Origin of the sequence: Scandinavium sp. M-37 (assembly GCF_043558715.1) — a bacterium.
Taxonomy (GTDB): Bacteria; Pseudomonadota; Gammaproteobacteria; order Enterobacterales; family Enterobacteriaceae; genus Scandinavium; species Scandinavium vulneris_A.
This window is the reverse complement of the sequence record NZ_JBIGIN010000030.1, coordinates 1-26,726: the sequence shown is the minus strand read 5'-3', so window position 1 is coordinate 26,726 and position 26,726 is coordinate 1. Positions and strand designations below refer to the sequence as shown.

The following is a 26,726-nucleotide window of genomic DNA, read 5'->3' as shown; positions in this document are numbered from 1 at the left end:
GGGCATAATGCCTGACAATAAAAAACAGGGATATTCCAACAAGGCAATTACGTTTTTTGTCTGTTTTCTCGCAGCACTGGCGGGACTACTGTTCGGCCTTGATATCGGTGTGATTGCCGGCGCGTTGCCGTTTATCGCCCATGAGTTCCAGATTGACTCACACACCCAGGAGTGGGTCGTTAGCTCAATGATGTTTGGTGCCGCCGTCGGTGCCGTCGGCAGCGGTTGGCTCTCCTATCGTCTTGGCCGTAAAAAAAGCCTGATGATCGGTGCCGTCCTGTTCGTGCTCGGTTCACTGTGCTCCGCCGCGGCACCGAACGTCGAAGTGCTGCTGATGTCTCGCGTGCTGCTCGGCCTCGCGGTCGGCGTGGCATCGTATACCGCCCCGCTTTATCTGTCTGAAATCGCGCCGGAAAAAATTCGCGGCAGCATGATTTCGATGTATCAGCTGATGATCACCATCGGTATTCTCGCGGCCTATCTGTCTGATACCGCCTTCAGCTATAGCGGCGCCTGGCGCTGGATGCTTGGGGTTATCATCATCCCGGCCGTGCTGCTGCTGATTGGTGTGTTCTTCCTGCCGGACAGCCCGCGCTGGTATGCAGCGAAACGTCGCTTCAACGATGCCGAGCGCGTCCTGCAACGCCTGCGCGACACCAGCGCTGAAGCGAAACACGAGCTGGAAGAGATCCGCGAAAGCCTGAAAGTTAAACAGTCCGGCTGGGCGCTGTTCAAAGACAACAGCAACTTCCGTCGCGCGGTATTCCTTGGCGTGCTGTTGCAGGTGATGCAGCAGTTCACCGGGATGAACGTAATCATGTATTACGCGCCGAAAATCTTTGAACTGGCGGGTTATACCAATACCACTGAACAGATGTGGGGCACGGTCATTGTCGGCCTGACTAACGTGCTGGCGACCTTCATTGCTATCGGACTGGTGGACAGATGGGGCCGTAAACCGACGCTGGTGCTGGGCTTCCTGGTGATGGCGGCCGGTATGGGCGTGCTGGGTACCATGATGCATAACGGGATCCACTCCCCGAGTGCACAGTACTTCGCGGTCGGTATGCTGCTGATGTTTATCGTTGGTTTTGCAATGAGCGCCGGGCCGCTGATTTGGGTCCTGTGTTCTGAAATCCAGCCGCTGAAAGGGCGTGATTTTGGTATCACCTGCTCTACCGCGACCAACTGGATTGCCAACATGATCGTCGGGGCAACCTTCCTGACCATGCTGAATACGCTCGGCAACGCCAACACCTTCTGGGTCTACGGTGCGCTGAACCTGTTCTTCATCGTCCTGACGCTGTGGCTGGTTCCGGAAACCAAACACGTGTCGCTGGAGCACATCGAACGCAACCTGATGAAAGGCCGTCCGCTGCGCGAGATTGGCGCACAGAACTAAGTTTCAGGCTTCCCTCCCTCAGGAGGGAAGCCTTCTCTTGCACTCCCCGTTTCCCCGCTTTATCCTTTTACGCTATGAAGACCCCTCGCCTCCCCATTGCCATTCAGCAAGCCGTTATGCGCAGCCTGCGGGAAAAACTCGCCCAGGCGAATCTCAAGCTTGGCCGCGACTACCCCGAACCGAAACTGACGTGGCAACAGCGCGGCACCTCGGCGGGCACCGCCTGGCTGGAGAGCTACGAAATCCGCCTTAACCCGGTGCTTCTCATGGAAAATCAGCAGGCATTCATCGAGGAAGTCGTGCCGCACGAGCTGGCGCACCTGCTGGTGTGGAAACGCTTTGGCCGCGTGGCGCCGCACGGTAAAGAGTGGAAATGGATGATGGAGAGCGTACTGGGCGTCCCCGCTCGCCGCACACACCAGTTCGAGCTGGAATCGGTGCGCAAGAATACCTTCCCCTATCGCTGCGGTTGCCAGCAGCATCAGCTCACCATCCGTCGTCATAACCGTGTCCTGCGCGGCGAGGCGGTTTATCGCTGCGTGCATTGCGGGACACCGCTGGTGGCGGAAAAGTAACCTTCAGAATTAACTGGAAGTTTTCTGATCTGACTGATTGCATCTGACAACAGCATTCGCTACGTTGCGGGCTCGTTTTGACACGGAGTTCGTGATGTCCCGTAAATCTGTTCTGGCGCTGGCATTTTTTACCAGCGTCCTTTCTGGCCAGGCACTGGCCGACGGTATTAACAGTTTTTCCCAGGCAAAAGCCGCCGGTGTGAAGGTCAACGCTGACGTTCCCGGTGATTTTTACTGCGGCTGCAAAATCAACTGGCACGGCAAGAAAGGTGTTATCGACCTGGAATCGTGCGGTTATAAAGTACGTAAAAATGAAACCCGCGCCAGCCGCGTCGAGTGGGAACATGTGATGCCCGCCTGGCAGTTCGGACACCTACTGCAATGCTGGCAGGACGGCGGACGGAAAAACTGCGCCAAAGATCCGGTCTATCGCAAGATTGAAAGCGACATGCATAACCTGCAACCCGCCGTAGGCGAGGTGAATGGCGACCGGAATAACTTTATGTACAGTCAGTGGAACGGTGGTGAAGGCCAGTACGGTCAATGTTCGATGAAAGTCGATTTCAAAGACAAAGTCGCCGAGCCACCTGAGCGCGCCCGCGGCGCCATCGCCCGCACCTACTTCTATATGCGCGACCAGTACAAGCTGTCTCTCTCACGCCAGCAAACTCAGCTATTCACCGCCTGGGATAAGCAATATCCGGTCACTGCCTGGGAGTGTAAGCGCGACCAACGCATTGCCGCTATCCAGGGGAATCACAACCCTTACGTCCAGCAGGCTTGCCAGGCGCAAAAGAGCTACCCTACACTAGCGTCAAATGTTAACTGATATTCGGAAATCCTGAGACTATGCGCATTCCCCGCATCTATCACCCTGAGTTTATTACCGCTGGCAGTCAGATTGCCCTGAGCGAAGACGCCGCCAACCACGTGGGCCGCGTGCTGCGCATGGGTGCGGGCCAGGCCATTCAGCTGTTTGACGGCAGCAATCAGGTCTTTGAAGCCGAAATTATTCAGGCGGATAAAAAGAGCGTGCGGGTCAATGTGCTGAGCGCTGAAACCGACGACCGCGAATCGCCGCTGCACATTCACCTCGGTCAAGTGATGTCGCGCGGTGAAAAGATGGAATTTACCATTCAGAAATCGATCGAACTCGGTGTAAGCCTCATTACGCCACTCTTTTCCGAACGCTGCGGCGTTAAACTGGATGCTGAACGTCTGAACAAGAAGCTCCAGCAGTGGCAGAAAATCGCCGTCGCCGCCTGCGAACAGTCCGGTCGTAACGTTATCCCGGAAATTCGCCCGGCGATGGATCTGGAAGCCTGGTGCGCAGAGGAAGACCAGGGTCTGAAGCTCAATCTGCACCCGCGTGCCAGCGCCAGCATCAACACGTTACCGCAGCCGGTGGAACGTGTGCGCTTGCTCATCGGCCCGGAAGGCGGATTATCGGCAGATGAAATTGCCATGACCGCCCGCTATGCGTTTACTGATATTCTGTTAGGACCTCGCGTTCTGCGTACTGAGACCACTGCGCTCACCGCCATCACCGCGCTTCAGGTGCGTTTTGGCGATCTGGGCTAATACTCGCGTTACAGGAGAAGAGTAATGATCAAGCTCGGCATCGTGATGGACCCCATTGCGAAGATCAACATCAAGAAAGATTCCAGCTTCGCTATGCTGCTGGAAGCGCAGCGTCGTGGTTACGAACTCCACTATATGGAGATGAACGATCTCTATCTGAACAACGGCGAAGCGCGGGCGCAAACGCGCCTGCTGAGCGTTGAGCAGAACTATGACGGCTGGTATACCTTCAACGGCGAACAGGATCTGGCGCTGGCCGATCTCGACGTTATCCTGATGCGTAAAGATCCCCCGTTCGATACCGAATACATCTACGCAACCTATATCCTTGAGCGCGCAGAAGAAAAAGGCACGCTTATCGTCAACAAACCGCAAAGCCTGCGCGACTGTAACGAAAAGCTGTTCACCGCCTGGTTCGCTGACCTGACGCCGGAAACGCTGGTGACCCGTAACAAGGCGCAGCTTAAAGCCTTCTGGGAAAAACACGGCGACATCATCCTCAAGCCGCTGGACGGAATGGGCGGCGCGTCGATTTTCCGCGTCAAACAGGGCGACCCTAACCTCGCCGTCATCGCCGAAACGTTGACCGAACTCGGCTCCCGCTACTGCATGGCGCAGAATTATATCCCGGCTATCAAAGAGGGTGACAAGCGTGTGTTGGTGGTGGATGGCGAACCGGTGCCTTATTGCCTGGCGCGTATTCCGCAGGGCGGCGAAACCCGCGGTAACTTAGCCGCCGGTGGCCGTGGCGAACCGCGTCCGCTGTCAGAAAGCGACTGGGAAATCGCCCGTAAAGTGGCCCCGACGTTGAAAGAAAAGGGTCTGATTTTCGTCGGCCTCGACATCATCGGCGATCGCCTGACGGAAATTAACGTCACCAGCCCAACCTGCATTCGTGAAATCGAAGCTGAATTCCCCATCTCCATCACCGGTATGCTGATGGACGCTATCGAAAAGCGTCTGGGCAAATAATTCGCCTCCCAGGCGGGAGCAATCCCGCCTTCTCTCGACAGCGCCGTGGTTTGTCCGCATACTGGCCGCTGATGCTTTTTAAACCAGGAACAGAACCTCTGACAATGAATTTACAGCACCACTTTCTTATTGCCATGCCTGCTCTCCAGGACCCGATGTTTCGCCGCACCGTTATCTATATTTGTGAATACAATGACGATGGTGCAATGGGGATCATCATTAATAAACCGATGGAAAATCTGAAGGTTGAAGGGATTCTGGACAAGCTGAAAATTACCCCCGATCCACGCGATCCGGATATTCGCCTCGATAAACCGGTGATGATGGGCGGCCCATTGGCGGAAGACCGCGGCTTTATCCTGCATACCCCTCCGTCGGCGTTTTCCTCGAGCATCCGTATTTCTGACAACACGGTGATAACGACGTCTCGCGACGTGCTGGAAACTCTCGGCACCGCAGAACAGCCCTCTGAAGTCCTGGTGGCGCTGGGCTACTCCTCATGGGAGAAGGGCCAGCTTGAGCAGGAAATTCTGGATAATGCCTGGCTTACCGCCCCGGCTGACCTCAACATCTTATTCAAAACGCCAATTGCCGATCGCTGGCGTGACGCCGCGCGTCTGATTGGGATTGATATTCAGACCATGCCCGGCGTGGCGGGACACGCATAATGAGCGGCACACTTCTCGGTTTTGACTTCGGTACGCGCAGTATCGGCGTAGCAATCGGTCAGCGCGTGACGGGCACCGCTCGTCCTCTCGGCGCGCTTAAAGCGCAGGACGGTACGCCGGACTGGAACGCTATCGCCAAACTGCTCAAAGAGTGGCAACCGGAAGCAGTGGTTGTCGGCCTGCCATTGAACATGGACGGCACCGAACAGCCGCTGACCGCCCGCGCGCGTAATTTTGCCAATAAAATTCATGGTCGCTTTGGGGTGAAAATAGTCCTTCACGACGAGCGGTTAAGCACCGTCGAAGCCCGTGCAGGTTTGTTCAAGCACGGAGGCTACCGGGCGCTGAACAAAGGTAAAGTGGATTCCGCCTCAGCGGTGGTGATTCTGGAGAGCTTTTTCGAGCAGGGTTTCTGATAGGCCCGAGGCCTATAGATTCACTGGATGTCGTAGGCCCGGCAAGCATCGCGTCGCCGGGCAAATGCGTTCTAATGACGCATATTCTCGTTGGCCCAACTCACCGCCTGAGTTCTGTTTTTCACGCTGAGTTTGCGGAAAACATTATACAGGTGCGTTCTGACCGTGTTTTCGCTAATAAATAACGCCTTGGCGATATCCATATTTGTAGATCCATGGCGCAGTTCGTTGAGAATTTCACACTCGCGTTCGGTCAACGAAATATTGTCGGCATCGCCGGACGTATGTTCCACTGCATACAGCGCAGGGTGCATCACGCTCAATTCAGCCGTCTGTTCACCGTGAAGCACGGCTTTGACGCCCTCAATTAAGCGCGATTGGGAATCGTCGTGACGAAATACACCGTACAGCGCTGGCCATTTGGCCATTTCGTAGATCTCATACTTTTGTGCAGTATTGATAATAAGTAAGCGCGGATTTTCAATCTGCGACTGGATAATATCCCGCCAGATCCCATTGAGCTTTTTATTCGATACCGCGATATCAAACAGGACCACGGTGCCGCGCGGCAAACGCTGCACCAGCGGCTTGCTGATATTATGCACACTCACAAAGACAGAGAGAAGATCAGACAGATAATTCGCGAATGCATTGGCCTGTACAGAAGGATGGGTGATAATAAGCAGCTGACGTGATTTTCCTACGCGCTCTGATGCGTCAAGCATTTAAAAAACTCTCCGTAGTTGAGACTCACCTTCATGGTGATTAAATGGGTCAAAAAGCCACAACTCATGTGTCAAATAGTTAAAAACCAAACATAAACATTAAAAAACATTTCATAAGACAAATCCTATCCATCGTTGACAGAATAGAACGAACGCTGGATAAGTGTCAAAAAATTATCACCGTTTTCCATGAATAGCTTCGAAATAATAAGAGTATGTAAAAAGTTAATTGTATTATTCTGACCTAATATCAACACCGACTTAACATTAATGTTATTTGAGTATTGTTTCACCTGATACGTTTTCTATTTCATGTTCATGCTAAATAAAGAGCCAATATTCTTCTCATTGTAGGTTTTATTATTCAATATCGGGATCTCGCTCACAGTTTATTGCTAAACGTGCGCTATAGCCGACCCGCTGCCTGACGCTGCTGATAGCTCTGCGCAAAGGTCTGCATGCCTGACTGCTGTCCGGTTTGCAACACGCCGGGCAGCTGATGGGTTTTCCCTTCGCGGATCAGGCTACCTACCGCAGGGGTGTTCACCAGCAGTTCATACAACGCCACTCGCCCGTTCTGTTTGTCTGGCAACAGCTTTTGCGCCAACACCGCGCACAGGCTGCCGGACAGTTGGCTACGCACCTGTTCTTTCTCGCCAGCAGGGAAAACATCCACCAGCCGTTCGATAGCCTGCGCCGCCCCCCGCGTATGCAGCGTGGATAGCACCAGATGCCCGGTTTCTGCCGCCGTCAGCGCCAGGCGAATCGTTTCGGTGTCACGCAGTTCACCGAGCAGGATGACGTCAGGATCCTGGCGCAATGCCCCCCGCAGCGCCGACGAAAACGAATCGCAGTGCGCCCCCACTTCGCGCTGATGGATAAGACACCGCTCGCTGTGATGTACAACTTCCACCGGGTCTTCCAGGGTCAGAATATGTCCATCACGCCGATGATTAAGGCTGTCGACCATTGCGGCCAGGGTGGTGGATTTGCCACTGCCGGTGGCCCCTGTCACCAGAATCAATCCACTTTCTTCGTTCAGCAATTCGTTGAGGGCGGGCGGCACGCCAAGCTCGTTAAGCTGCGGACAGCTTTTCGGCAGCAGGCGTAAGACCAGCGAAATACCGTCCAGATGCCGAAATGCGCTGGCACGCAGGCGCATCCCGCCGTCGGTTTGCACGGCGAAGTCGCACTGATGGTCCTTTTCCCAGGCCGCAAACGCCGCTTTGCTGAGCCAGCGCTGCAATAGTTGTTCCGGTGCCGAGGCACTAAACGGGGCGGGTTCGAGACAGCCCTGTCGCCGCCAGCGCACCGCGCCATCGTTGCACAGGTGTAGATCCGAGACATTATGCTTTACACTAAGGGCCACAATTTCCTGCATATCCATATCATCATCCTGAAAATGAACGACATTGCGCATAACCTGGCACAGGTCAGGGACAAAATCTCAGCCGCTGTCGCCCTTTGCGGCCGTGCTCCAGAAGAAGTTACGTTGCTTGCAGTGAGTAAAACAAAACCTGCGAGTGCCATCGAAGAAGCTATCGCTGCGGGCCAACGCGCCTTTGGTGAAAACTACGTTCAGGAAGGGGTAGAAAAGATCCGCTATTTTCAGGAAGCGGGACAAAACGGTCTGCAGTGGCACTTTATCGGCCCGTTGCAGTCGAACAAAAGCCGTCTGGTGGCAGAGCATTTCGACTGGTGCCATACCGTCGACAGACTGCGGGTAGCCAGCCGTCTGAGCGACCAGCGTCCGGCTAATTTGCCGCCGCTGAACGTCCTGATTCAGGTCAACATCAGCGATGAATCGAGTAAATCCGGTATTGCGCCGGAAGACATCGACGCGCTGGCGGCTGAAGTCGCCGCCTTACCCGGCCTGTGCCTGCGCGGACTGATGGCCATTCCAGCCCCAGAGTCAGAATATGTAAGGCAGTTTGCGGTCGCCCAACAAATGGCGGTAGCATTTGCCCGGCTGAAAACACGCTATCCATCGGTAGACACACTCTCACTGGGCATGTCAGACGATATGGAAGCCGCCATCGCGGCGGGTAGCACGATGGTGCGCATCGGTACCGCCATTTTTGGCGCGCGCGATTACACACAACAATAAATAAGGAAAACTGAGGAACGCCATGAAGACGTTGACTTTCCTGCTCTCGACGGTACTTGAGCTTTACACCATGGTGATGCTGCTCCGCGTCTGGATGCAGTGGGCCCGCTGTGATTTTTACAACCCGTTCTCGCAGTTCGTGGTGAAAGCCACTCAGCCGCTGGTTGGGCCGCTGCGCCGCGTGATCCCCGCGATGGGGCCAATTGACAGCTCGTCATTATTGATTGCCTTCGTGCTGTGCGTCCTGAAGGCTATCGTGCTGTTTATGGTCATTACCTTCCAGCCGATTATTTGGATCGCCGCGCTGCTGATTCTGGTGAAAACCATCGGCCTGCTGATTTTCTGGGTGCTGATGCTGATGGCCATCATGAGCTGGGTCAGCCGTGGCCGTAGCCCGGTGGAGTTTGTGCTGATGCAGCTTGCCGACCCGTTGCTGCGCCCTATTCGCGGCATGCTGCCTTCGATGGGCGGTATCGACTTCTCGCCGATGATCCTCGTCCTGCTGCTGTACGTGGCTAATATGGGGATTACCGAGCTGTTAGGCGCCACCGGTAACATGCTGCTGCCGGGGCTGTGGATGGCACTATGAGTGCCGTCGAACCCTGTGACGACGGGCTGGTATTACGGCTGTATATTCAGCCGAAGGCCAGCCGTGACAGCATTGTCGGACTGCATGGCGACGAATTAAAAGTCGCCATCACCGCCCCACCGGTCGACGGCCAGGCCAATGCCCATCTGATCAAATTTCTCGGCAAACAGTTTCGCGTCGCCAAGAGCCAGGTGATAATTGAGAAAGGCGAGCTTGGCCGCTACAAGCAGGTAAAAATCATTCACCCGCAACAAATCCCTTCGGGCGTTGAAGCGCTCACCAGACAGGACATCCCATGCAAAAAGTAGTTCTGGCTACCGGTAACGCCGGTAAAGTGCGCGAGCTTGCCTCGCTGTTAAACGATTTTGGTCTCGACGTTGTGGCGCAGACCGAACTGAACGTTGAGTCTGTGGAAGAAACCGGGCTGACGTTTATCGAGAATGCTCTCCTGAAAGCGCGTCACGCCGCGAAAGTGACTGGCCTGCCCGCCATTGCCGATGACTCAGGTCTGGCAGTAGATGTGCTGGGCGGTGCGCCAGGGATTTATTCCGCGCGCTATGCGGGCGTGGACGCCACCGACCAGCAGAATCTGGAAAAGCTGCTGGTTGCACTGAAAGATGTTCCCGATGAAAATCGCCAGGCGCAGTTCCACTGCGTGCTGGTGTATATGCGTCATGCAGAAGACCCCACCCCGCTGGTCTGCCACGGTAGCTGGCCGGGCGTGATTACCCGTGAAGCCGCGGGCAATGGAGGCTTTGGCTACGACCCTATCTTCTTTGTTCCCGATGCCGGTAAAACGGCGGCGGAGCTGAGCCGTGAAGAAAAAATTGCCGTGTCCCACCGTGGACAGGCGCTGAAACTGTTACTGGAAGCACTGCGTTAATGACCGTTCTCCCTCCGCTGAGTCTTTACATTCACATTCCCTGGTGCGTGCAGAAATGCCCGTACTGTGATTTCAACTCGCACGCGCTGAAAGGCGAAGTGCCGCACGACGACTACGTTCAGCATCTGCTGGCCGACCTGGATGCCGACGTGCCCTACGCGCAGGGACGCGAAGTAAAAACGATCTTTATCGGCGGAGGTACGCCAAGCCTGCTGTCCGGCGCGGCGATGCACACCCTGCTCGACGGCGTGCGGGCGCGTCTGAACCTCGCTGCAGATGCAGAAATCACCATGGAAGCCAATCCGGGCACCGTGGAAGCTGACCGCTTTGTCGAGTATCAACGCGCCGGAGTGAACCGCATTTCGATTGGCGTGCAGAGCTTTAGCGAGCAGAAACTGAAACGCCTGGGCCGCATTCACGACGCCGATGAAGCGAAGCGTGCGGCACGCCTGGCGACCGGTTTAGGCCTGCGCAGTTTTAACCTCGACCTGATGCACGGCCTGCCGGATCAGACCCTGGAAGAAGCGCTCGACGATTTGCGTCAGGCGATTGAACTCAATCCCCCGCACCTGTCGTGGTATCAGCTCACCATCGAGCCGAATACCCTGTTCAGCTCGCGTCCACCGAAATTGCCGGATGACGATGCGCTGTGGGATATCTACGAGCAGGGCCACCGGCTACTGAGTGCGGCAGGCTATCAGCAATATGAAACCTCGGCCTACGCCAAGCCAGGCTTCCAGTGTCAGCACAACCTGAACTACTGGCGCTTTGGTGATTATCTGGGTATCGGCTGCGGTGCACACGGCAAAGTGACCTTCCCGGACGGGCGCATTCTGCGTACCGCAAAAACCCGCCATCCGCGTGGATTTATGGAAGGTCGCTACCTTGAGCGCCAGCATGACGTGGAAGACGCCGATAAGCCGTTCGAGTTCTTTATGAACCGTTTCCGCCTACTGGAAGCTGCCCCACGCGCTGAATTCACCGCCTTCACCGGGCTGGCAGAGTCAGCGGTACGTTCGCAAATTGACGAGGCGCTGGCGCAGGGTTATCTCACCGAGAGTGAGACCGAATGGCAAATTACCGAACACGGTAAGCTGTTCCTGAATTCATTACTGGAATTATTCCTTAGCGAATAAATTTCCCTCTTGATGCCAGCGTATTCTTCGCTGGCATCATTAATTCGTCATTTCCGAGCTAACACTTCGATATTACCTCTTAGTTATTCCCCTAATTATTCTCACATTCATTTATCTCCTGAATAAAAATAGAAATAAACATAATCCAGCGCACAAAAATAAACTGCCATTCGCTTTTGCACGGAAAAATGTGACCTGGTATGCGCATTGATGTCTGACAACCAGGATAAGATGTCATACAGATTTTGTGGGAATACAATTTCCTGTGAACCATCTCCCCTTCTTTTTTTTGTGCATGGAGCCAATAATGAAAATGAACATGACTACACGTTCTTTACTGGGCATATCAATGCTGGCGCTGTTTGCCACCACGGCGCAGGCAGCAGAAAAAGTGACGTTAAAACTGGCACATAACCTGGAACGCAGCCATGTGGTTCATCAGGCCTTTGAGCAAATGGCAAAAGAGGTCAAACAACTTTCTGACGGCAAAATGACTATCCGTATTTATCCGAGCAGTCAGATGGGCAGCGCGCGCGAAACCATGGAATTATTACAGAACGGTGCGCTGGATATGACCAAAGGCTCCGCCAGCGATCTGGAGTCATTTGATAATACGTATGCCATTTATAACCTCCCTTATTTATTTAAAGATCAGAAGCATTTCGATAACGTCGTTTTTGGCAATGTTGGAAAGGAAATAATGGCGTCCAGCAAAGATAAAGGTTTCTTTGCCCTTTCTGCCTATGTCGCCGGTACTCGCAGTTTTTATGCCAAAAAAGCCATCACTAAACCAGACGATCTTAAGGGACAGAAAATTCGCGTTCAGGCGAGCCCGACCACGCTGAAAATGGTCGAATTAATGGGCGGTTCGCCAACCCCTATCTCATTTGGCGAAGTGTACACCGCGATGCAGCAGGGTGTGGTCGATGGGGCAGAAAATAACGTCCCATCGTGGGTGCAGACCCGCCATATCGAAATCGCCAAAGTCTATTCCGAAGATGAACACGCCTCTATCCCTGACTTCCTGGTCATCTCCACCAAAACCTGGGACAAACTTACCCCTGAACAACAGCAGATCCTGAACAAAGCCGCGACAGACTCTGAGGCATGGCAGCAAAAAGCTTGGGCAAAGGTGGAAGCGGAAACCCGCGCACAGGCAAAAGCGATGGGCGCAACCTTCGTCACGGTGGATAAAGCCCCGTTCCGGGCTGCAGTCCAACCGCTGTATGACGATTTCAACAAAGACCCGAAACAGGCGGCTTTGCTCGCAAAATTCGAACAGGCTGCTGAATAACGTGACAGGGGTCTGGCGACAGGCCCTTTATTCTCTCGAGTATTCTCTCCAGGGTATATCCAAATGATTTTAAACCGCATTAAACAGGTGGTAGATCGCACCATTGCGGCGTTTTCCGTCGTCGTGATGGTCGCACTGGTGGTCTGTGTGGTGTGGCAAGTCTTCAGCCGCTATGTGCTGAATCAGCCCAGCACCATGACCGATGAACTGGCTCGTTTTCTGATGATCTGGGTCGGCCTGTTAGGGGCCGCCTACACCGTCGGCGCCCAACGCCATTTGGCGATTGATCTGCTGGCTATGACGCTGAGCACGCAAAAACAGGCGCTGCTAAACGTCATTATCAATATCCTGATTTTCCTGTTTTCCGCTCTCGTTATCGTCACCGGCGGCCTGAAACTTATCGATAAAACGCTGGCCACCGCCCAGGTTTCCGCCGCGATGCAAATCCCGATGGGCCATGTGTATCTCATCCTGCCGTTGTGCGGCAGCGTGATGATGTTTTACGCCCTGTACTTTATTCACCAGAATCTACATCGCCTGACCCATCCGCAGGAGGCGGCGCACTGATGGACGGATATATCGCTCTGACTTTATTCGGTTGTTTCTTTGTCCTGGTATTCATCGGCGTGCCGATTTCCTTTTCCATCGGCATCGCCACGGTCACCTCCATGCTGCTGATGTTCCCCTGGGACATCGCCGTGATTACCGTTTCCCAACGTCTGGCCAACGGGTTGGATAACTTTGCTCTGCTGGCAATTCCGTTCTTCATTTTCGCCGGAACGCTGATGAACAGCGGCGGGATAGCTATCCGTTTGATTAACCTCGCCCAGGTCATGGTGGGCCGGGTGCCGGGGTCGCTTGGGCATGTAAACGTGCTGGCAAATATGATGTTTGGCTCGATCTCCGGTTCGGCAGTGGCGGCCGCAGCGGCGGTCGGCGGCACGCTGAATCCTATCCAGAGCAAAAAGGGGTACGATCCGGCATTCTCTACCGCGGTGAACGTCTCGTCCTGTATTACCGGGTTGCTGATCCCTCCCTCAAACGTGCTGATTGTGTTCTCCCTCACGGCGGGGGGCGTTTCTGTCGCGTCCCTGTTTATGGCGGGCTATTTGCCGGGGATCCTGATGGGGCTGGCTATCATGGTGGTTTGCGCCATTATCGCCAAGCGCCGGGGATATCCGCTTTCCGAGCGGCCGACCTGTGCGCAAGCCGCCAAAGCGCTTCTCGACGCGCTGCCGAGCTTGCTGTTAGTGGTTATCGTGATGGGGGGGATTCTGGGCGGAGTATTTACCGCGACCGAAGCCTCGGCCATCGCGGTGGTGTATACCTTTATCCTGTCGGTGATTATTTACCGGGAAGTGAAGTGGCGCGACCTGCCGAAACTGATCCTCGAGTCGGTGGTCACGACCTCAATCGTGCTGTTGCTGATTGGTTTTTCTGTCGGTATGTCCTGGGCGATGACCAATGCGGATATTCCCTATCTGATCAGCGACACGCTGATGGGGATCTCCGATAACCCGCTGATAATTCTGCTGCTGATTAACATCGTGCTGCTGATCGTGGGCATTTTTATGGATATGACCCCCGCGGTGCTTATCTTCACCCCTATCTTCCTGCCGATCGCGCAAGAGCTTGGGATGGATCCGGTGCACTTCGGGATAATGATGGTGGCTAACCTGTGCATCGGCCTGTTAACCCCGCCGGTCGGTAGCGCGTTGTTTGTCGGGTGTTCAATTTCTGGGGTGAAGATCCAACACCTGATCAAGCCGCTACTGCCCTTCTACTTTGCCCTGTTGGTTGCGCTGATGTTGATAACCTACATCCCGCAGATTTCGCTGTTTATTCCCCAGGCCCTGGGATTGATGTAACGCGAGTGAGAGCGAATGGCAAATTACCGAACACAATAAGCGGTTCCTTTCTGACGAATCCTGAAGCACGATTCCAGTTTTCATCTCCCATTCTGACAGCGGCTTTTATTGCTGGCAGATTTGGGGGATGGACAAGATAAAATGCTTTGCGCGTCAGTTGCGACGTGAACTCACCCAAGAAGAACGAAAGCTGTGGTATCTCTTACGTAGCCGCCGTTTTGCACAGTATAAATTCCGTCGCCAGCATCCTTTTGAACCCTATATCCTTGATTTTGCCTGCTGCGAGGCTCGTCTGGTCATTGAACTGGATGGGGGCCAGCATGAAGCGCAGTTGGGCTATGACCGGCGGCGCACTCAGTTTCTGAATCAAAGAGGATGGCGAGTTTTACGGTTCTGGAATAATGAGCTGTGGGAGAACGAAGTTGCGGTGCTGGAGAGGATACTTGAGGTTTTGCGGGAAGTTTTACCCTCACCCCGGCCCTCTCCCTAAAAGGGAGAGGGAGAAAGGCTTTATCCCCTCGCCCCTGTGGGGTGCCCAAAGGAGAGGGACTTTATCCCCTCGCCCCTGTGGGGAGAGGGTTAGGGTGAGGGGAAAACAGTGTCGTTATTTCAGCCCGCCCACCAGCGCTTTCCGGCTCTCTTCCAGCGTCACGACGCGGCTACACACGTCTTTGCCGAACTTCTGGAAATCAGCCTGCTGGTTCTTCCATTCGTCCTGAATGGCTCCTTGCAGGCCGCCGAGGCTGCCTAAAATACCTTGCAGAGGATTACCGCCGCCTTTCACGACTGCTTTCGCGCCCATCTCATTGATGCTGTCCTGCAAGATACCGCCCATCGCCTGATTGACCAGCTGCTGGCCGTCAGCACGAACCTGATCAACGCCTTTATAGTGGAAGGTCAGACCGTCGGTGCGGTGCTCGATGATACGGTTCATTTGCGCTTTCAGCTGCGCATCGAGTTTGGTCAGACGCGAATGCATGTTGCTATCTGCCCCCACCTGCTCGGTGATGATTTTATCCAGCGCCACCCGGCCTTTATCCACCCGGGTGCGAGCCCCTTCGTCAATCCACGGCAGGGCGGCACGCAGCTCAGCCTGATAATCTTTCGCCTGCTCGCGCTGGGCCGCGCTCAGGGTGTATTGTTTTCCGTTGTACATCACGTTGCCATCCGGAGCGATCACCAGATTGCCGTTCTCGCCTTTCACCTGCACGGTTTGCGGGTTGAGGATAACGTCATCACGCGGGGTGACGCTGCATTGATAATCCGCCTGGGCTGCAAACGCGGTCACGGACAGCGCCGCGGCCAGCATCGTTTTGCGCATCATAGAAACTCCTGTAAAGACAAAACGGGCCAGCGATTGCTGGCCCTTTATGTTTGTTTAGTCCCACCAAACGTCGAAAAGTTCGCTGGTGCGCACTTCTTCGAACTTTCTGTCTTCCAGCCATTTACGCACGACGGCCTGGTGTTCTTCGGTACATTTTCCGATTTCCTGCATGCAAATCAGGCCTTCCCAGGCCAGATAGCCGCTGCCGTCAAAGGCCAGCTTGTTCGGCTCGATAACTTCGTTAATGAAATCATCAACGGTTTTATCGATTTGCTCTTCGGTGCTGCCTTCCGGGAAACGCCATGAAACGGAAAATCCTAATTCCTGGAATTCGTCGATATGCATTTTCTTACGCAGACGACGGCTACGGTTCTTCGCCATTATTTCACCCTCTCGAACATTAAGTCCCATACGCCGTGACCAAGACGATGGCCACGCTGTTCAAATTTGGTCACCGGACGTGATTCCGGACGCGGTACGTAGTCGTTACTTTCTGACAGGTTTTTGTAACCCTCCAGCGACGACATCACTTCCAGCATGTGCTCCGCATAGGGTTCCCAGTCGGTCGCCATGTGGAAGACGCCGCCGAGCTTCAGCTTGCTTTTCACAAGCTCAGCAAAAGGAGCCTGAACGATACGGCGTTTATTATGACGCGCTTTATGCCACGGGTCAGGGAAAAACAGCTGCACCATGTTGAGAGAATTGTCAGGAATCATTTTGTGCAGCACTTCCACCGCGTCGTGACACATCACGCGCAGGTTTTCCACGCCCTCTTCATGGGCAGACGCCAGACACGCGCCGACGCCCGGGGAGTGTACTTCAATGCCTAAGAAATTCTGCTCCGGCTTGGCCTTTGCCATGGTGACGAGCGATGCGCCCATGCCAAAACCAATCTCCAGCGTGGTCGGTGCGTCGCGACCAAACAGGGCCACGAAGTCGACAGGGGTTTCGCTAAACTCGACGCCCATCACCGGCCAATAGTTGTCCAGCGCGTGCTGCTGCCCTTTGGTCAGACGGCCCTGACGGCGGACAAAGCTACGAATACGGCGCATCGGGCGGCCGTCTTCATCAAATTCCGGTGAAATGACGTCGTTGTTCATAAAAATTCTGTCTACCTGGTGAGTATTCGGGAAACGGGCATTATCCAAACTCAGGCGAAGTATGCAAGCATGGGAAAGATCCGGTTTACAGCCCGGTGACGCTGTGCTGCAATCTGCGTCCCTGATACAGCGAATCGGTAGCCATGCAAGCCTCTCAATTTTCAGCCCAGGTGCTGGACTGGTACGACAAATATGGGCGTAAGACCCTGCCCTGGCAAATGGAAAAAACGCCGTACAAAGTATGGCTCTCTGAGGTGATGTTGCAACAAACTCAGGTTGCTACCGTTATCCCTTATTTTGAGCGCTTTATGGCGCGTTTCCCGACCATTACCGACCTCGCAAATGCGCCGCTCGATGAAGTGCTGCATCTGTGGACCGGTCTGGGCTATTACGCCCGGGCGCGCAATCTGCACAAAGCGGCACAGCAGGTCGCCACCTTGCATAACGGCGTCTTTCCGCAAACCTTTGATGAAGTCGCCGCCCTGCCCGGCGTTGGGCGCTCCACCGCAGGCGCGGTGCTGTCGCTGTCGCTCGGTAAACATTTCCCCATTCTGGATGGCAACGTAAAACGCGTGCTGGCCCGCTGTTACGCGGTCGATGGCTGGCCGGGTAAAAAAGACGTGGAAAAGCGGCTGTGGGAAATCAGTGAAGACGTCACCCCCGCAAAAGGCGTGGAGCGTTTTAATCAGGCAATGATGGATTTAGGGGCGATGGTCTGCACCCGTTCAAAACCCAAATGCGAACTGTGCCCGCTGAAAACCGGCTGCGTGGCGTATGCCAACCATAGCTGGGCGCAGTATCCCGGCAAGAAGCCGAAGCAAACCCTGCCGGAGCGCGTGGGCTATTTGCTGATTATCCAGCACGACGACGAGGTGTTGCTGTTCCAGCGTCCGCCGAGCGGTCTGTGGGGTGGCCTGTTCTGCTTCCCGCAGTTTACGTCGGAAAGCGATTTGCGCGAGTGGTTAGCCCAGCGGCAAATTAACGCCGATACTCTTGCTCAGCAAACCGCGTTTCGCCATACCTTCAGCCATTTCCATCTGGATATTGTGCCTATGTGGCTCCGCGTGCAGTCAATGGACGCGTGCATGGATGAAGGCGCCGCTCTCTGGTATAACTTAGCCCAGCCACCGTCAGTCGGGCTGGCAGCCCCCGTGGAGCGCCTGTTACAGCAGTTACGCGCCGGCGCTCTGGTGTGAGCGACGGCCATAAAGAGGAATAGTCATGAGCAGAACCATTTTTTGTACCTTCCTGCAGCGCGACGCTGAAGGCCAGGACTTCCAGCTTTATCCGGGCGAGCTTGGAAAACGCATCTATAACGAAATTTCAAAAGAAGCCTGGGCCCAGTGGCAGCATAAGCAAACCATGCTGATTAACGAGAAAAAACTCAGCATGATGAATCCTGAGCACCGCAAGCTGCTGGAGCAGGAGATGGTGAACTTCCTGTTCGAAGGGAAAGAGGTTCATATCGAAGGCTATACGCCACCAGAAAAACAATAACACAAGGGCCTTTGGGCCCTTTATTACAACACAACACGCACTCCCGGAATGATGAAAAAATATTTAGCGCTAGCCCTGATTGCGCCGTTGCTCATTTCGTGTTCAGGCTCCAAAAAGGGTACGCCCTTTAATGAAGCCTGGGTAAAGGACACCAACGGTTTTGACATTCTGATGGGGCAGTTTGCCCATAACATCGAGAATATCTGGGGATACAACGAAGTTCTGGTCGCCGGACCGAAGGACTACGTGAAGTATTCCGATCAGTACTACACCCGTAGCCACATCAACTTTGATGCGGGCACCATCACCTTTGAAACCATCGCCGGAACCGACCCGACGGGCCGCCTGCGTCAGACCATCATCAAAACGCTGTTGATGGGTGATGATCCGGGCTCGGTTGACCTCTACTCCGACGCCGATGATATTCAGATTTCTAAAGAGCCGTTCCTGTACGGGCAGGTGGTGGATAACACCGGGCAGCCGATACGCTGGCAGGGCCGCGCATCCAACTACGCCGACTGGCTGCTACAAAACCGCCTCAAGAGCCGCAATAACGGGCTGCACATGATCTACAGCGTGACCATCAACCTGGTGCCGAACCACCTTGATAAACGTGCACATAAGTACATGGGTATGGTCCGCCAGGCGTCACGTAAATACGGTGTGGATGAGTCGTTGATTCTGGCAATAATGCAGACCGAATCGTCATTTAACCCGTATGCGGTCAGCAATTCCGATGCGCTGGGGCTGATGCAGGTCGTGCAGCACACCGCCGGGAAAGACGTATTCAAAGCGCAGGGCAAATCCGGGACGCCGAGCCGCAGCTTCCTTTTCGACCCGGCCAGCAATATCGACACCGGCACCGCCTACCTGGCGATGCTCAACAACGTTTATCTCAGCGGAATTGATAACCCAACCTCACGGCGTTATGCGGTGATCACCGCCTACAACGGCGGCGCAGGCAGCGTGCTGCGGGTGTTCTCCAGCGATAAAGTTCAGGCGGCCAACATTATTAACAACATGGCACCGGGGGATGTTTATCAGACCTTGACCACCCGCCATCCGTCGCAGGAATCGCGTCGCTATCTGTATAAAGTGAACAACACGCAGAAGAGCTACCGTCGGAAGTAGTTTCCTCCTCACCCTGGCCCTCTCCCTTAAAAGGAGAGGGTTATCTTCTCCAGCCATACAAAAATGTTATTTGCGTCACTAAACCATCCTGCAAAAGAATAAATATTGCATTTATTTGCGGGCGGTAACAAAACGCCGCGCTCGTCATCGATAGAATCGCATCAAATACACGCCATGAATGTTTCTATAACAACACAGCGCCGATCACTTTGTGAGGAAAGTAACATGAACCTTAAGCTGCAGCTCAAAATACTGTCCTTCCTGCAGTTCTGTCTCTGGGGGAGCTGGCTGACGACACTCGGCTCCTATATGTTTGTCACGCTCAAATTCGACGGGGCATCTATTGGTGCCGTCTATAGTTCTCTGGGGATTGCCGCGGTGCTGATGCCGACATTGCTCGGGATCGTGGCGGATAAGTGGATCAGCGCTAAATGGGTATATGCCTTTTGCCATCTGGTCGGGGCCGTCACGCTGTTTATGGCGGCGGGCGTCACCACGCCGGGGGCGATGTTTGTCGTTATCCTGCTGAACTCCCTGGCCTATATGCCGACGCTCGGCCTGGTCAACACCATCTCCTACTACCGCCTGAAATCTGCGGGACTGGACATCGTGACCGACTTCCCGCCGATCCGTATCTGGGGCACCATTGGCTTTATCATGGCGATGTGGGCGGTGAGCTTCTCTGGCTTTGAACTGAGCCATATGCAGCTATACATCGGCGCGGCGCTCTCCGTGGTTCTGGCGCTGTTCACCCTGACCCTGCCGCATATCCCGGTATCCAATCAGCAGCAGAAACAGAGCTGGAGCAGTATGCTGGGCCTCGATGCCTTCGCGCTGTTCAAAAACAAACGCATGGCCATTTTCTTTATCTTCTCCATGCTGCTGGGCGCTGAACTGCAAATCACCAATATGTTCGGCAACACCTTCCTGCACAGCTTCGATAACAACCCGCTGTTCTCCGGCAGCTTCATCGTTGAACACGCCTCGGTGATGATGTCGATTTCACAGATTTCTGAAACCCTGTTCATCCTGACTATTCCGTTCTTCCTCAGCCGCTACGGCATCAAGAACGTGATGTTAATCAGTATTTTCGCGTGGATGCTGCGCTTCGGTCTGTTCGCCTACGGCGACCCAAGCGCGTTCGGCACCGTCCTGCTGGTGCTGTCGATGATAGTCTACGGCTGTGCCTTCGACTTCTTCAACATCTCGGGTTCGGTGTTTGTGGAAAAAGAAGTGCGCCCTGAAATCCGCGCCAGCGCGCAGGGTATGTTCCTGATGATGACCAACGGCTTCGGGTGCATTCTGGGCGGGATCGTCAGCGGTAAAGTGGTTGAGATGTACACCGTCAGCGGTATTACCGACTGGAAAAGCGTATGGCTGATTTTCGCGGCGTATTCGCTGGTTCTGGCCTTCGCCTTCGTGGCCCTGTTCAAATACAAACATGTGCCAACGGTAAACGGTGCGCAGCCTGTGGCGCACTAATCAGTTCTAATGCGCCCGGCGGCGTTACACTGGCCAGGCCTACGGTGTTGTAGGCCCGATAAGCGTCAGCGCCATCGGGCAAAAAAGCTTAAAGTTGGTCATTAGTCTCAAAGGGAGGGGATTTCCCCTCCCTTTTTTATTCACGACTTCAGCACGTAGCCATACAGTCGCTTAATCCCATCCGCATCTTTCTCGCTGTATACACCCTGCAACTCCGGTGAGAATCCGGGCAGCATGTTCACCCCCTCTTCCAGGGCGAGGAAATACTGCTGAACCGCGCCGCCCCAGATTTCCCCTGGCACCACGCACAGTACGCCTGGCGGATACGGCAGCGCACCTTCCGCAGCAATACGCCCTTCCGCCTCGCTGAGGCGCACCAGTTCAACGTTCCCGCGGATAAACTCGATATTGGCGTCCTGCGGATTCATCACCACCGCCGGGAAGCTCTCTTTGCGGAACATCGCTTTTTGCAGGTCTTTCACATCAAAACTAACGTACAGGTCATGCATTTCCTGGCACAGCTGACGCAGAGTGTAATCGCGGTAGCGTACCGGATATTTACTGAACACCGACGGCAGCACATCGGACAGCGGGGTATCGTCCTCAATATGCTGCTCAAACTGGCCGAGCATCGCCACCAGATGCGCCAGCTTCTCCGTGCTCTCGGCGGGGGTGAGCAGGAACAGGATCGAGTTGAGATCGCATTTCTCCGGCACGATGCCGTTTTCACGCAGATAGTGGGCGAGGATCGTCGCCGGAATGCCAAAGTCGGTATATTGTCCGGTATCGGCGTCGATCCCCGGCGTGGTCAGCAGCAGTTTGCACGGATCGACAAAATACTGATCCTGCGCGTAACCTTCAAAGCCGTGCCAGCGTTCACCCGGGCCAAAGCTGAAGAAACGGCGTTCGCGGGCAATCGCCTCCGTGGGATGATCCTGCCACGGACGACCGGCCACCGTCGGCGGAATAAAGGGTTTGATCATCTTGCAGTTGGCAATGATCGCTTTGCGCGCCTCAATCCCGAGCGCCACGCACTCCGCCCACAGCCGACGCCCGCTCTCGCCTTCGTGGATTTTGGCGTTCACATCCAGCGCGGCAAACAGCGGATAAAACGGGCTGGTGGAGGCGTGCAGCATATAAGCGTTGTTCAGCCGCTTATAGGGGCAAAAACGCGCCTGGCCGCGAATATGATTGTCTTTCTTATGGATCTGCGACGTCTGTGAGAAACCGGCCTGCTGCTTATGCACCGACTGGGTCACGAAAATGCCCGGATCGTTTTCATTCAGCTCCAGCAGCAGCGGCGAACAGTCGGCCATCATCGGGATAAACTGCTCGTAGCCGACCCACGCCGAATCAAACAGAATGTAATCGCAGAGATGACCAATCTTATCGACTACCTGACGGGCGTTATAAATGGTGCCGTCGTAAGTCCCAAGCTGGATAACCGCCAGGCGGAACGGACGCGCGTCACCCGCTTTCTGCGGCGCGACTTCGCGAATCAGCTCTCGCAGATAGCCGTCATCAAAGCAGTGCTCATCAATCCCGCCGATAAAACCAAACGGATTGCGCGAGGCCTCGAGATACACCGGCGTGGCCCCGGCCTGGATCAGTGCCCCGTGATGGTTTGATTTGTGGTTGTTGCGGTCGAACAGCACCAGGTCGCCGCGGGTCAGCAGCGCATTGGTGACGACCTTATTCGCCGCCGAGGTGCCGTTGAGGACAAACCAGGTTTTATCCGCATTAAACACTTTCGCAGCGAACTTCTGCGCCTGCTTGGCCGCCCCTTCGTGAATTAACAAATCACCCAGTTTGACGTCGGCGTTGCACATGTCAGCGCGGAAAATATTCTCCCCGAAGAAGTCATAGAACTGGCGACCCGCCGGATGCTTCTTGAAAAATTCGCCGTGCTGATGGCCCGGACAGGCAAAGGTGCTGTTGCCCATTGCCACATACTGCGTCAGCGTGTCGAAAAACGGCGGCAGAAGATGGTCTTCATAGCGCGTGGCCGCCGCTTCAAGCTCCAGCCACTGCTGCCCGCTGCCGTTGACGACGGCCTCCACGCCTTCGGGCGCTTCCAGCGCTTCTTCAGAAAACAGGAACACCGGCAGCTGAAAACCGGTTCGCTTGAGCAACGTAAGAATGCCACTGCGGCTATCCGCAACGGTAATGACCACTGCCGCCACGTCGGTAAAATCGGTACTGTCCAGCGCCACCACCTTACGGTGAGTGGAAAGACGAGATACCAGCTCGCGGCTGGCGGCAATGTGCATTGATTTCATAAGCGCGACTACCCAAATCGGGAGAATAAAAGGCCCGGATTCCGGTGCCCCGGGGGTGATAAGCAGAAAATTCGCGCAATAATTACACCTTTCGCCAACCCGCGCAAGATGAAATCAATATGCACATTTCCGACCTGCACGGCGCTAAAAAAGCAGAATTTACGATTATAAATTCACTCCAAGCGCATAAAACATTGATATCAAATCGCTGTTCTGGAACGGGCTTTTTTGCATAAATGGTGAGAGATTGCGCAGTTCGTCGTGAAACACACAAATTTCGTTGACGAGGCGGGCAGAATCTAGTTTAATGCGCCCCGTTGCCCGGATAGCTCAGTCGGTAGAGCAGGGGATTGAAAATCCCCGTGTCCTTGGTTCGATTCCGAGTCCGGGCACCACTATTCATAAAGCCTCGCTGCAAAGCGGGGCTTTTTCCTTTTCTAGCTACGGTAGATTTCTGGTCGTTGCAACAGGTTATTTGTTTGCTGGATTCTTCGTCGTTTTCTTAGTTGTTCTTTGCTTTTAAAAACATCCATATCCTCTAATATGCCTATCGTCTGTCTCCCAAATAGAGTCAGTTACGGTTTGTTCACTTCTGATTGTCCAAAATGAAGTTAAAGCTCGGGGAATATGTTGGCTAGCTCCCCTTCTTCATAGGTAGAAAGATCTGACAACATTCGCCTACATTCGTAATATGGCGCTCATTTCCTGTCTGGCTGTAAGCACTCCTGTTTTAGTTCCGTACATTTTTCCAGACACTCGGGGCTCAGCCATCCAGCACTCTGTGATTTCACATGCTTCATTCAGTGTCCTGAACAGGTAGAAATTCGGGATTTCTGTCCGGTATGTCCGGTTGGACCGTTCGATAAACGAATTCTGTGTTGGATTAACCAGCTTGATAAATCCCAGTATCACCCCATGCACTTCAGCCCATGGTGCCAGCGCCAGTAAGATCAGTTCTGGTCTGTTATCCGTTCGCATCTTCAGTCGATAGCCACGATCTGCTACAGCAACCGGACGACTCATTGTGTTGGGATATTCAGGCTGAATCTATCGCCATGGCTTCGCGGTTAAAATCATCCACCAAATTGAAGGTCCGTAAGCGTCTGCCACAAACCAGCGCATCGTGCATTAAATCTCTCGAGCAGATCTTGTTAAGTGCCTAAGGTGTGGCCAGTGGTGCCAAGTTACGTACTGGAAGTACGCTGTTTTACCCTATGACAAAAATTCAGTTCTAGCAGGCAGTAAATTCAGTGAACGCGATGCAGGGATGCTTACATGCCCATCAGTCACATACTCATTTTCCCCTTTAAATTGCTAGAATTACCTGATTCCTTCGTATTTCATACCATCATTACAATGAATTATATACAGTAACACTACTGAGCTTATTGCCCAATTGAGCCTAAACGCCCGTTTTGAGCACTAAGAGTACATTAAAATCGAATATTTTGAGAACTTAGTTCACAAAGTATTTTTTAAATAGTATTATGATTATGTTGTAACAAAGGAACTTCATTTAAATATTGTAAGGATATCAAAAATATATCAACATATAATTTAATTATCACAAAGATATTAACTTAATTAAATCAAGGCATAATAAAATGGTATAAACATGGTGAAAAATAAAAACTTGGCAATCAAATTTCTTTCTTATCCTTTTGACGCGATAATGAAAAACAAATTGGAGTTTTTCATATGGGTTGTTTTTACGGTCATTTGCGGGCAAATGGGAATTATCGCAAACATAATAATCAGATATTATTCCCATGATGTTTCCATCGTTCAGTCGATAGGCATAGAAGGTTCATCAGGTAGTTTTTATACATTTTCCATAGCTCTTGTTGCGTCTGCATTAGGGCCAATGTTTACAAGTTTTTTTAGTATTAAACTTGAGTTCAAAACAATAAAGATAATATCTATAATTATTTTGATAATGTTACTTCTATTCTCTGGCATAATATATGCAGCCACTCAATCCAAGGATGCAACATTTCAGGTTTCAAAAGATATTTCATATGGATTCACTCAACCTATAATTTATTTCATTTCAATGCTCTTAGTCGGCTATACTTTCGGAGTATTGAAATTAAATATGACATCTCATATAGAAATAGAAGATGAAAGTTATGCTGATACGGAAGATGCATCTGTTAATAAACAGACCACGGCGGTCAATGATGTGACTAACGATGGTAATGGAGTTGCAGTATGAAAGTAAAATACATTGAAGTAAACCAGCCAATCGGCACTTTCTACTTAACATCAATAAGGGCTATTGATTTACTTGATATCGTCAGGGTTGATCATCGTAGAGATTTTGAATTTGGTGTGCAAAGAGATAAATCATCATCCAGAGTTTCTGAAATAGCAAAATATACTGGAGAACCTGATGCAACCTTTCCTACACCAATTATTATTTCTGTTGATGAGTCATCTAATGTCAAAATGGATGACACCTACTTCTATTTTGAAAATGAGGTTGTCATCGGAGATGTTATAGATGGACAGCACAGATTATGGGGAATTAAAAATTCATCAAATGCAAAATTATTTGATTTACCTGTAGTGTTGATGTTCAATCTGACAAATGAAGAAAAGGCATATGTTTTTTCAATAATCAATAGTAAACAAACTCGTGTAAATCCATCTATTGTATACGATTTATTTGCCTTGGCCGAGCGAAGAAGTCCTCAAAAAACATGTCATGAAATTGCTAGAGGAATGAACAGTAATCCCGACTCGCCGTTTCATAATAGATTAAAGATGCTAGGTAAAAAAGAAAAAGATCAAGATAATGCTTCGCTCTCTCAAAGCACCTTTATTAAGTATTTAATACAGCATATTTCTAAAAAACCCGATGATGATGCAAGAAGATTAAAAATGGGTGAAGAGCTAGAGGCTAATAATAACTGCGTATTAAGAAATTACTTTATTGAAGAGAATGACATTGTTATTCAAAAAATTATGTTGAATTTTTTCAGCGCAATTAGGGATGTTTATGTAAATGAGTGGGAAAACCCACAAGAATTTAGTCTTAGTAAGTTAACAGGTTATGCGGCACTAATGAAGGCTTTCCCATATCTTTATGAAAAAGGGTTGTCTAAGAAAAAGTTAGACTACGAATTTATGCTGGACGAGATTAAAAGAATGAAAATTCACCTTGATATGAGAAAAGTGAAATTCGAGTCTGGTCAGTTCGGAACAAGTGAAGCAGAAATTAATAAATTAGCAAAGCTAATTATCGAGGCGTTTCGATAATTAGAATCGATGTTTTTTATTTTGCCATTTAATCCTTAAACCACCTCTCATAGAGGTGGTAATTATTCCTCAACGAGGTAAGTTGAATAATGTCCGTCCTGAAATATTTATTACCACATACTACCAATAAAAAAGGATGAATGATATGGATTGTCTTTACTAATTAACCATTAATAGTATTCATTACAATTGGATTAAGGGATTAGTTCTGTACATTTCTTTTCTATTTAATCATCACAAATATCATCTTTTTATATAAATCCGATAACCCAGTTAATTTCATTTAATCAATGCTAAAAAGCTTTTGTAAGCATACCTGTTTTAGTTCCACACACTTTTTGAGGTTTCCGGTTTTTCAGCCATCAGCCGGTATTCTTCCGGCGTCAGGTTATTCAGGGATTCATGAGGCCGCTCGCTGTTGTATTCCGTCAGCCAG

Annotated in this window: 29 protein-coding genes, 1 tRNA gene and 1 pseudogene; 23 read left to right on the top strand and 8 right to left on the bottom strand. The window is 52.4% G+C overall.

Features of this window, described 5'->3' with window-relative positions:
• The first annotated feature begins 7 nt into the window (after positions 1–7).
• The 7 genes from ACG0Z5_RS18630 (at position 8) to ruvX (ending at position 5,614) form a co-directional block, all read left to right on the top strand.
• A complete protein-coding gene (locus tag ACG0Z5_RS18630; protein WP_394450077.1) occupies positions 8–1,402 on the top strand; it encodes a sugar porter family MFS transporter in 1,395 nt (464 codons plus the stop codon).
• Between the two features lie 74 nt (positions 1,403–1,476).
• A complete protein-coding gene (locus ACG0Z5_RS18625) occupies positions 1,477–1,977 on the top strand; it encodes a SprT family zinc-dependent metalloprotease (RefSeq protein ID WP_394450075.1) in 501 nt (166 codons plus the stop codon).
• 94 nt (positions 1,978–2,071) lie between these two features.
• Complete coding sequence (gene endA / locus ACG0Z5_RS18620) at positions 2,072–2,806, top strand: deoxyribonuclease I (RefSeq protein ID WP_394450073.1); 735 nt, start codon at positions 2,072–2,074, stop codon at positions 2,804–2,806.
• Positions 2,807–2,826: 20 nt separating this feature from the next.
• Positions 2,827–3,558 carry a 16S rRNA (uracil(1498)-N(3))-methyltransferase gene (rsmE, locus tag ACG0Z5_RS18615; RefSeq protein WP_394450071.1) on the top strand — a complete coding sequence of 244 codons (732 nt, stop codon included), beginning with the start codon at positions 2,827–2,829 and terminating at the stop codon, positions 3,556–3,558.
• A 24-nt stretch (positions 3,559–3,582) separates the two neighbouring features.
• Positions 3,583–4,530: a glutathione synthase gene (gene gshB / locus ACG0Z5_RS18610; RefSeq protein WP_394450069.1), complete on the top strand. Its 948-nt coding sequence runs from the start codon at positions 3,583–3,585 to the stop codon at positions 4,528–4,530.
• A 104-nt stretch (positions 4,531–4,634) separates the two neighbouring features.
• Entirely contained in the window at positions 4,635–5,198 is a 564-nt protein-coding gene (locus ACG0Z5_RS18605) for a YqgE/AlgH family protein (RefSeq protein ID WP_319628559.1), read from the top strand.
• The gene (gene ruvX, locus ACG0Z5_RS18600; protein ID WP_394450066.1) at positions 5,198–5,614 is read left to right on the top strand and encodes a Holliday junction resolvase RuvX; all 417 of its coding nucleotides are present in this window, start codon (positions 5,198–5,200) and stop codon (positions 5,612–5,614) included. The genes ACG0Z5_RS18605 and ruvX overlap by 1 nt, the downstream gene beginning before the upstream one ends.
• 71 nt (positions 5,615–5,685) lie before the next feature.
• Here the strand turns inward: ruvX and ACG0Z5_RS18595 are convergent, their stop codons facing one another.
• Together ACG0Z5_RS18595 and ACG0Z5_RS18590 are read right to left on the bottom strand one after the other, a co-directional pair.
• A complete protein-coding gene (locus tag ACG0Z5_RS18595; RefSeq protein WP_394450064.1) occupies positions 5,686–6,339 on the bottom strand; it encodes a LuxR C-terminal-related transcriptional regulator in 654 nt (217 codons plus the stop codon).
• Positions 6,340–6,745: 406 nt separating this feature from the next.
• Entirely contained in the window at positions 6,746–7,726 is a 981-nt protein-coding gene (locus ACG0Z5_RS18590) for a type IV pilus twitching motility protein PilT (protein WP_394450062.1), read from the bottom strand.
• Positions 7,727–7,741: 15 nt separating this feature from the next.
• On the opposite strand from ACG0Z5_RS18590, the gene ACG0Z5_RS18585 reads away from it, so the two are divergent.
• From ACG0Z5_RS18585 to ACG0Z5_RS18545, 9 genes are all read left to right on the top strand, one after another.
• Positions 7,742–8,446: a YggS family pyridoxal phosphate-dependent enzyme gene (locus tag ACG0Z5_RS18585; RefSeq protein ID WP_394450114.1), complete on the top strand. Its 705-nt coding sequence runs from the start codon at positions 7,742–7,744 to the stop codon at positions 8,444–8,446.
• A gap of 22 nt (positions 8,447–8,468) precedes the next feature.
• Positions 8,469–9,035, top strand: coding sequence for a YggT family protein (locus ACG0Z5_RS18580; RefSeq protein ID WP_394450060.1), 567 nt, complete (start codon positions 8,469–8,471; stop codon positions 9,033–9,035).
• Positions 9,032–9,343 (top strand): DUF167 family protein YggU, encoded by a 312-nt coding sequence (gene yggU / locus ACG0Z5_RS18575; RefSeq protein WP_394450058.1) that lies wholly within the window; start codon positions 9,032–9,034, stop codon positions 9,341–9,343. The genes ACG0Z5_RS18580 and yggU overlap by 4 nt, the downstream gene beginning before the upstream one ends.
• Positions 9,331–9,918 (top strand): XTP/dITP diphosphatase, encoded by a 588-nt coding sequence (locus tag ACG0Z5_RS18570; RefSeq protein WP_394450056.1) that lies wholly within the window; start codon positions 9,331–9,333, stop codon positions 9,916–9,918. Before yggU ends, ACG0Z5_RS18570 begins: the two co-directional genes overlap by 13 nt.
• Entirely contained in the window at positions 9,918–11,054 is a 1,137-nt protein-coding gene (gene hemW / locus ACG0Z5_RS18565; RefSeq protein WP_394450055.1) for a radical SAM family heme chaperone HemW, read from the top strand. Before ACG0Z5_RS18570 ends, hemW begins: the two co-directional genes overlap by 1 nt.
• Positions 11,055–11,361: 307 nt before the next feature.
• Complete coding sequence (locus tag ACG0Z5_RS18560; RefSeq protein ID WP_394450053.1) at positions 11,362–12,348, top strand: TRAP transporter substrate-binding protein; 987 nt, start codon at positions 11,362–11,364, stop codon at positions 12,346–12,348.
• A gap of 63 nt (positions 12,349–12,411) precedes the next feature.
• Entirely contained in the window at positions 12,412–12,915 is a 504-nt protein-coding gene (locus tag ACG0Z5_RS18555; protein ID WP_394450051.1) for a TRAP transporter small permease, read from the top strand.
• Entirely contained in the window at positions 12,915–14,216 is a 1,302-nt protein-coding gene (locus ACG0Z5_RS18550) for a TRAP transporter large permease (RefSeq protein ID WP_394450049.1), read from the top strand. The genes ACG0Z5_RS18555 and ACG0Z5_RS18550 overlap by 1 nt, the downstream gene beginning before the upstream one ends.
• 127 nt (positions 14,217–14,343) lie before the next feature.
• A complete protein-coding gene (locus ACG0Z5_RS18545; RefSeq protein ID WP_394450047.1) occupies positions 14,344–14,706 on the top strand; it encodes an endonuclease domain-containing protein in 363 nt (120 codons plus the stop codon).
• 114 nt (positions 14,707–14,820) lie between these two features.
• Here the strand turns inward: ACG0Z5_RS18545 and ACG0Z5_RS18540 are convergent, their stop codons facing one another.
• From ACG0Z5_RS18540 to trmB, 3 genes are read right to left on the bottom strand one after another with little or no spacing between them, the layout of a single operon-like run.
• The gene (locus ACG0Z5_RS18540) at positions 14,821–15,540 is read right to left on the bottom strand and encodes a DUF2884 domain-containing protein (protein ID WP_394450045.1); all 720 of its coding nucleotides are present in this window, start codon (positions 15,538–15,540) and stop codon (positions 14,821–14,823) included.
• A 54-nt stretch (positions 15,541–15,594) separates the two neighbouring features.
• The gene (locus tag ACG0Z5_RS18535) at positions 15,595–15,921 is read right to left on the bottom strand and encodes a YggL family protein (RefSeq protein ID WP_394450043.1); all 327 of its coding nucleotides are present in this window, start codon (positions 15,919–15,921) and stop codon (positions 15,595–15,597) included.
• Entirely contained in the window at positions 15,921–16,640 is a 720-nt protein-coding gene (gene trmB, locus ACG0Z5_RS18530) for a tRNA (guanosine(46)-N7)-methyltransferase TrmB (RefSeq protein WP_319628573.1), read from the bottom strand. The genes ACG0Z5_RS18535 and trmB overlap by 1 nt, the downstream gene beginning before the upstream one ends.
• 143 nt (positions 16,641–16,783) lie before the next feature.
• On the opposite strand from trmB, the gene mutY reads away from it, so the two are divergent.
• The 4 genes from mutY to ACG0Z5_RS18510 all read left to right on the top strand — a co-directional run bounded on the left by mutY (position 16,784) and on the right by ACG0Z5_RS18510 (position 20,750).
• A complete protein-coding gene (gene mutY / locus ACG0Z5_RS18525) occupies positions 16,784–17,836 on the top strand; it encodes an A/G-specific adenine glycosylase (RefSeq protein ID WP_394450040.1) in 1,053 nt (350 codons plus the stop codon).
• Between the two features lie 25 nt (positions 17,837–17,861).
• Entirely contained in the window at positions 17,862–18,137 is a 276-nt protein-coding gene (locus ACG0Z5_RS18520; RefSeq protein WP_319628575.1) for an oxidative damage protection protein, read from the top strand.
• Between the two features lie 51 nt (positions 18,138–18,188).
• Complete coding sequence (gene mltC / locus ACG0Z5_RS18515) at positions 18,189–19,268, top strand: membrane-bound lytic murein transglycosylase MltC (RefSeq protein WP_394450112.1); 1,080 nt, start codon at positions 18,189–18,191, stop codon at positions 19,266–19,268.
• Between the two features lie 225 nt (positions 19,269–19,493).
• Entirely contained in the window at positions 19,494–20,750 is a 1,257-nt protein-coding gene (locus ACG0Z5_RS18510) for a nucleoside permease (RefSeq protein ID WP_394450038.1), read from the top strand.
• 140 nt (positions 20,751–20,890) lie between these two features.
• Here the strand turns inward: ACG0Z5_RS18510 and ACG0Z5_RS18505 are convergent, their stop codons facing one another.
• Positions 20,891–23,029: an ornithine decarboxylase gene (locus tag ACG0Z5_RS18505; RefSeq protein WP_394450036.1), complete on the bottom strand. Its 2,139-nt coding sequence runs from the start codon at positions 23,027–23,029 to the stop codon at positions 20,891–20,893.
• A gap of 319 nt (positions 23,030–23,348) precedes the next feature.
• Here ACG0Z5_RS18505 and ACG0Z5_RS18500 point away from each other — a divergent pair.
• A tRNA-Phe gene (locus ACG0Z5_RS18500) sits at positions 23,349–23,424 on the top strand.
• A 367-nt stretch (positions 23,425–23,791) separates the two neighbouring features.
• Here ACG0Z5_RS18500 and ACG0Z5_RS18495 read toward each other — a convergent pair.
• Positions 23,792–24,276, bottom strand: a pseudogene (locus ACG0Z5_RS18495) (integrase core domain-containing protein); the annotation flags it as partial.
• A 368-nt stretch (positions 24,277–24,644) separates the two neighbouring features.
• Between ACG0Z5_RS18495 and ACG0Z5_RS18490 the strand changes: the two are divergent.
• Positions 24,645–25,244: a hypothetical protein gene (locus ACG0Z5_RS18490; protein WP_110511923.1), complete on the top strand. Its 600-nt coding sequence runs from the start codon at positions 24,645–24,647 to the stop codon at positions 25,242–25,244.
• Entirely contained in the window at positions 25,241–26,290 is a 1,050-nt protein-coding gene (locus tag ACG0Z5_RS18485; protein ID WP_110511922.1) for a DGQHR domain-containing protein, read from the top strand. Before ACG0Z5_RS18490 ends, ACG0Z5_RS18485 begins: the two co-directional genes overlap by 4 nt.
• A 321-nt stretch (positions 26,291–26,611) precedes the next feature.
• Here the strand turns inward: ACG0Z5_RS18485 and ACG0Z5_RS18480 are convergent.
• On the bottom strand, positions 26,612–26,726 hold a 115-nt coding region (locus ACG0Z5_RS18480; RefSeq protein ID WP_394450110.1), incomplete at its 5' end, for an integrase core domain-containing protein.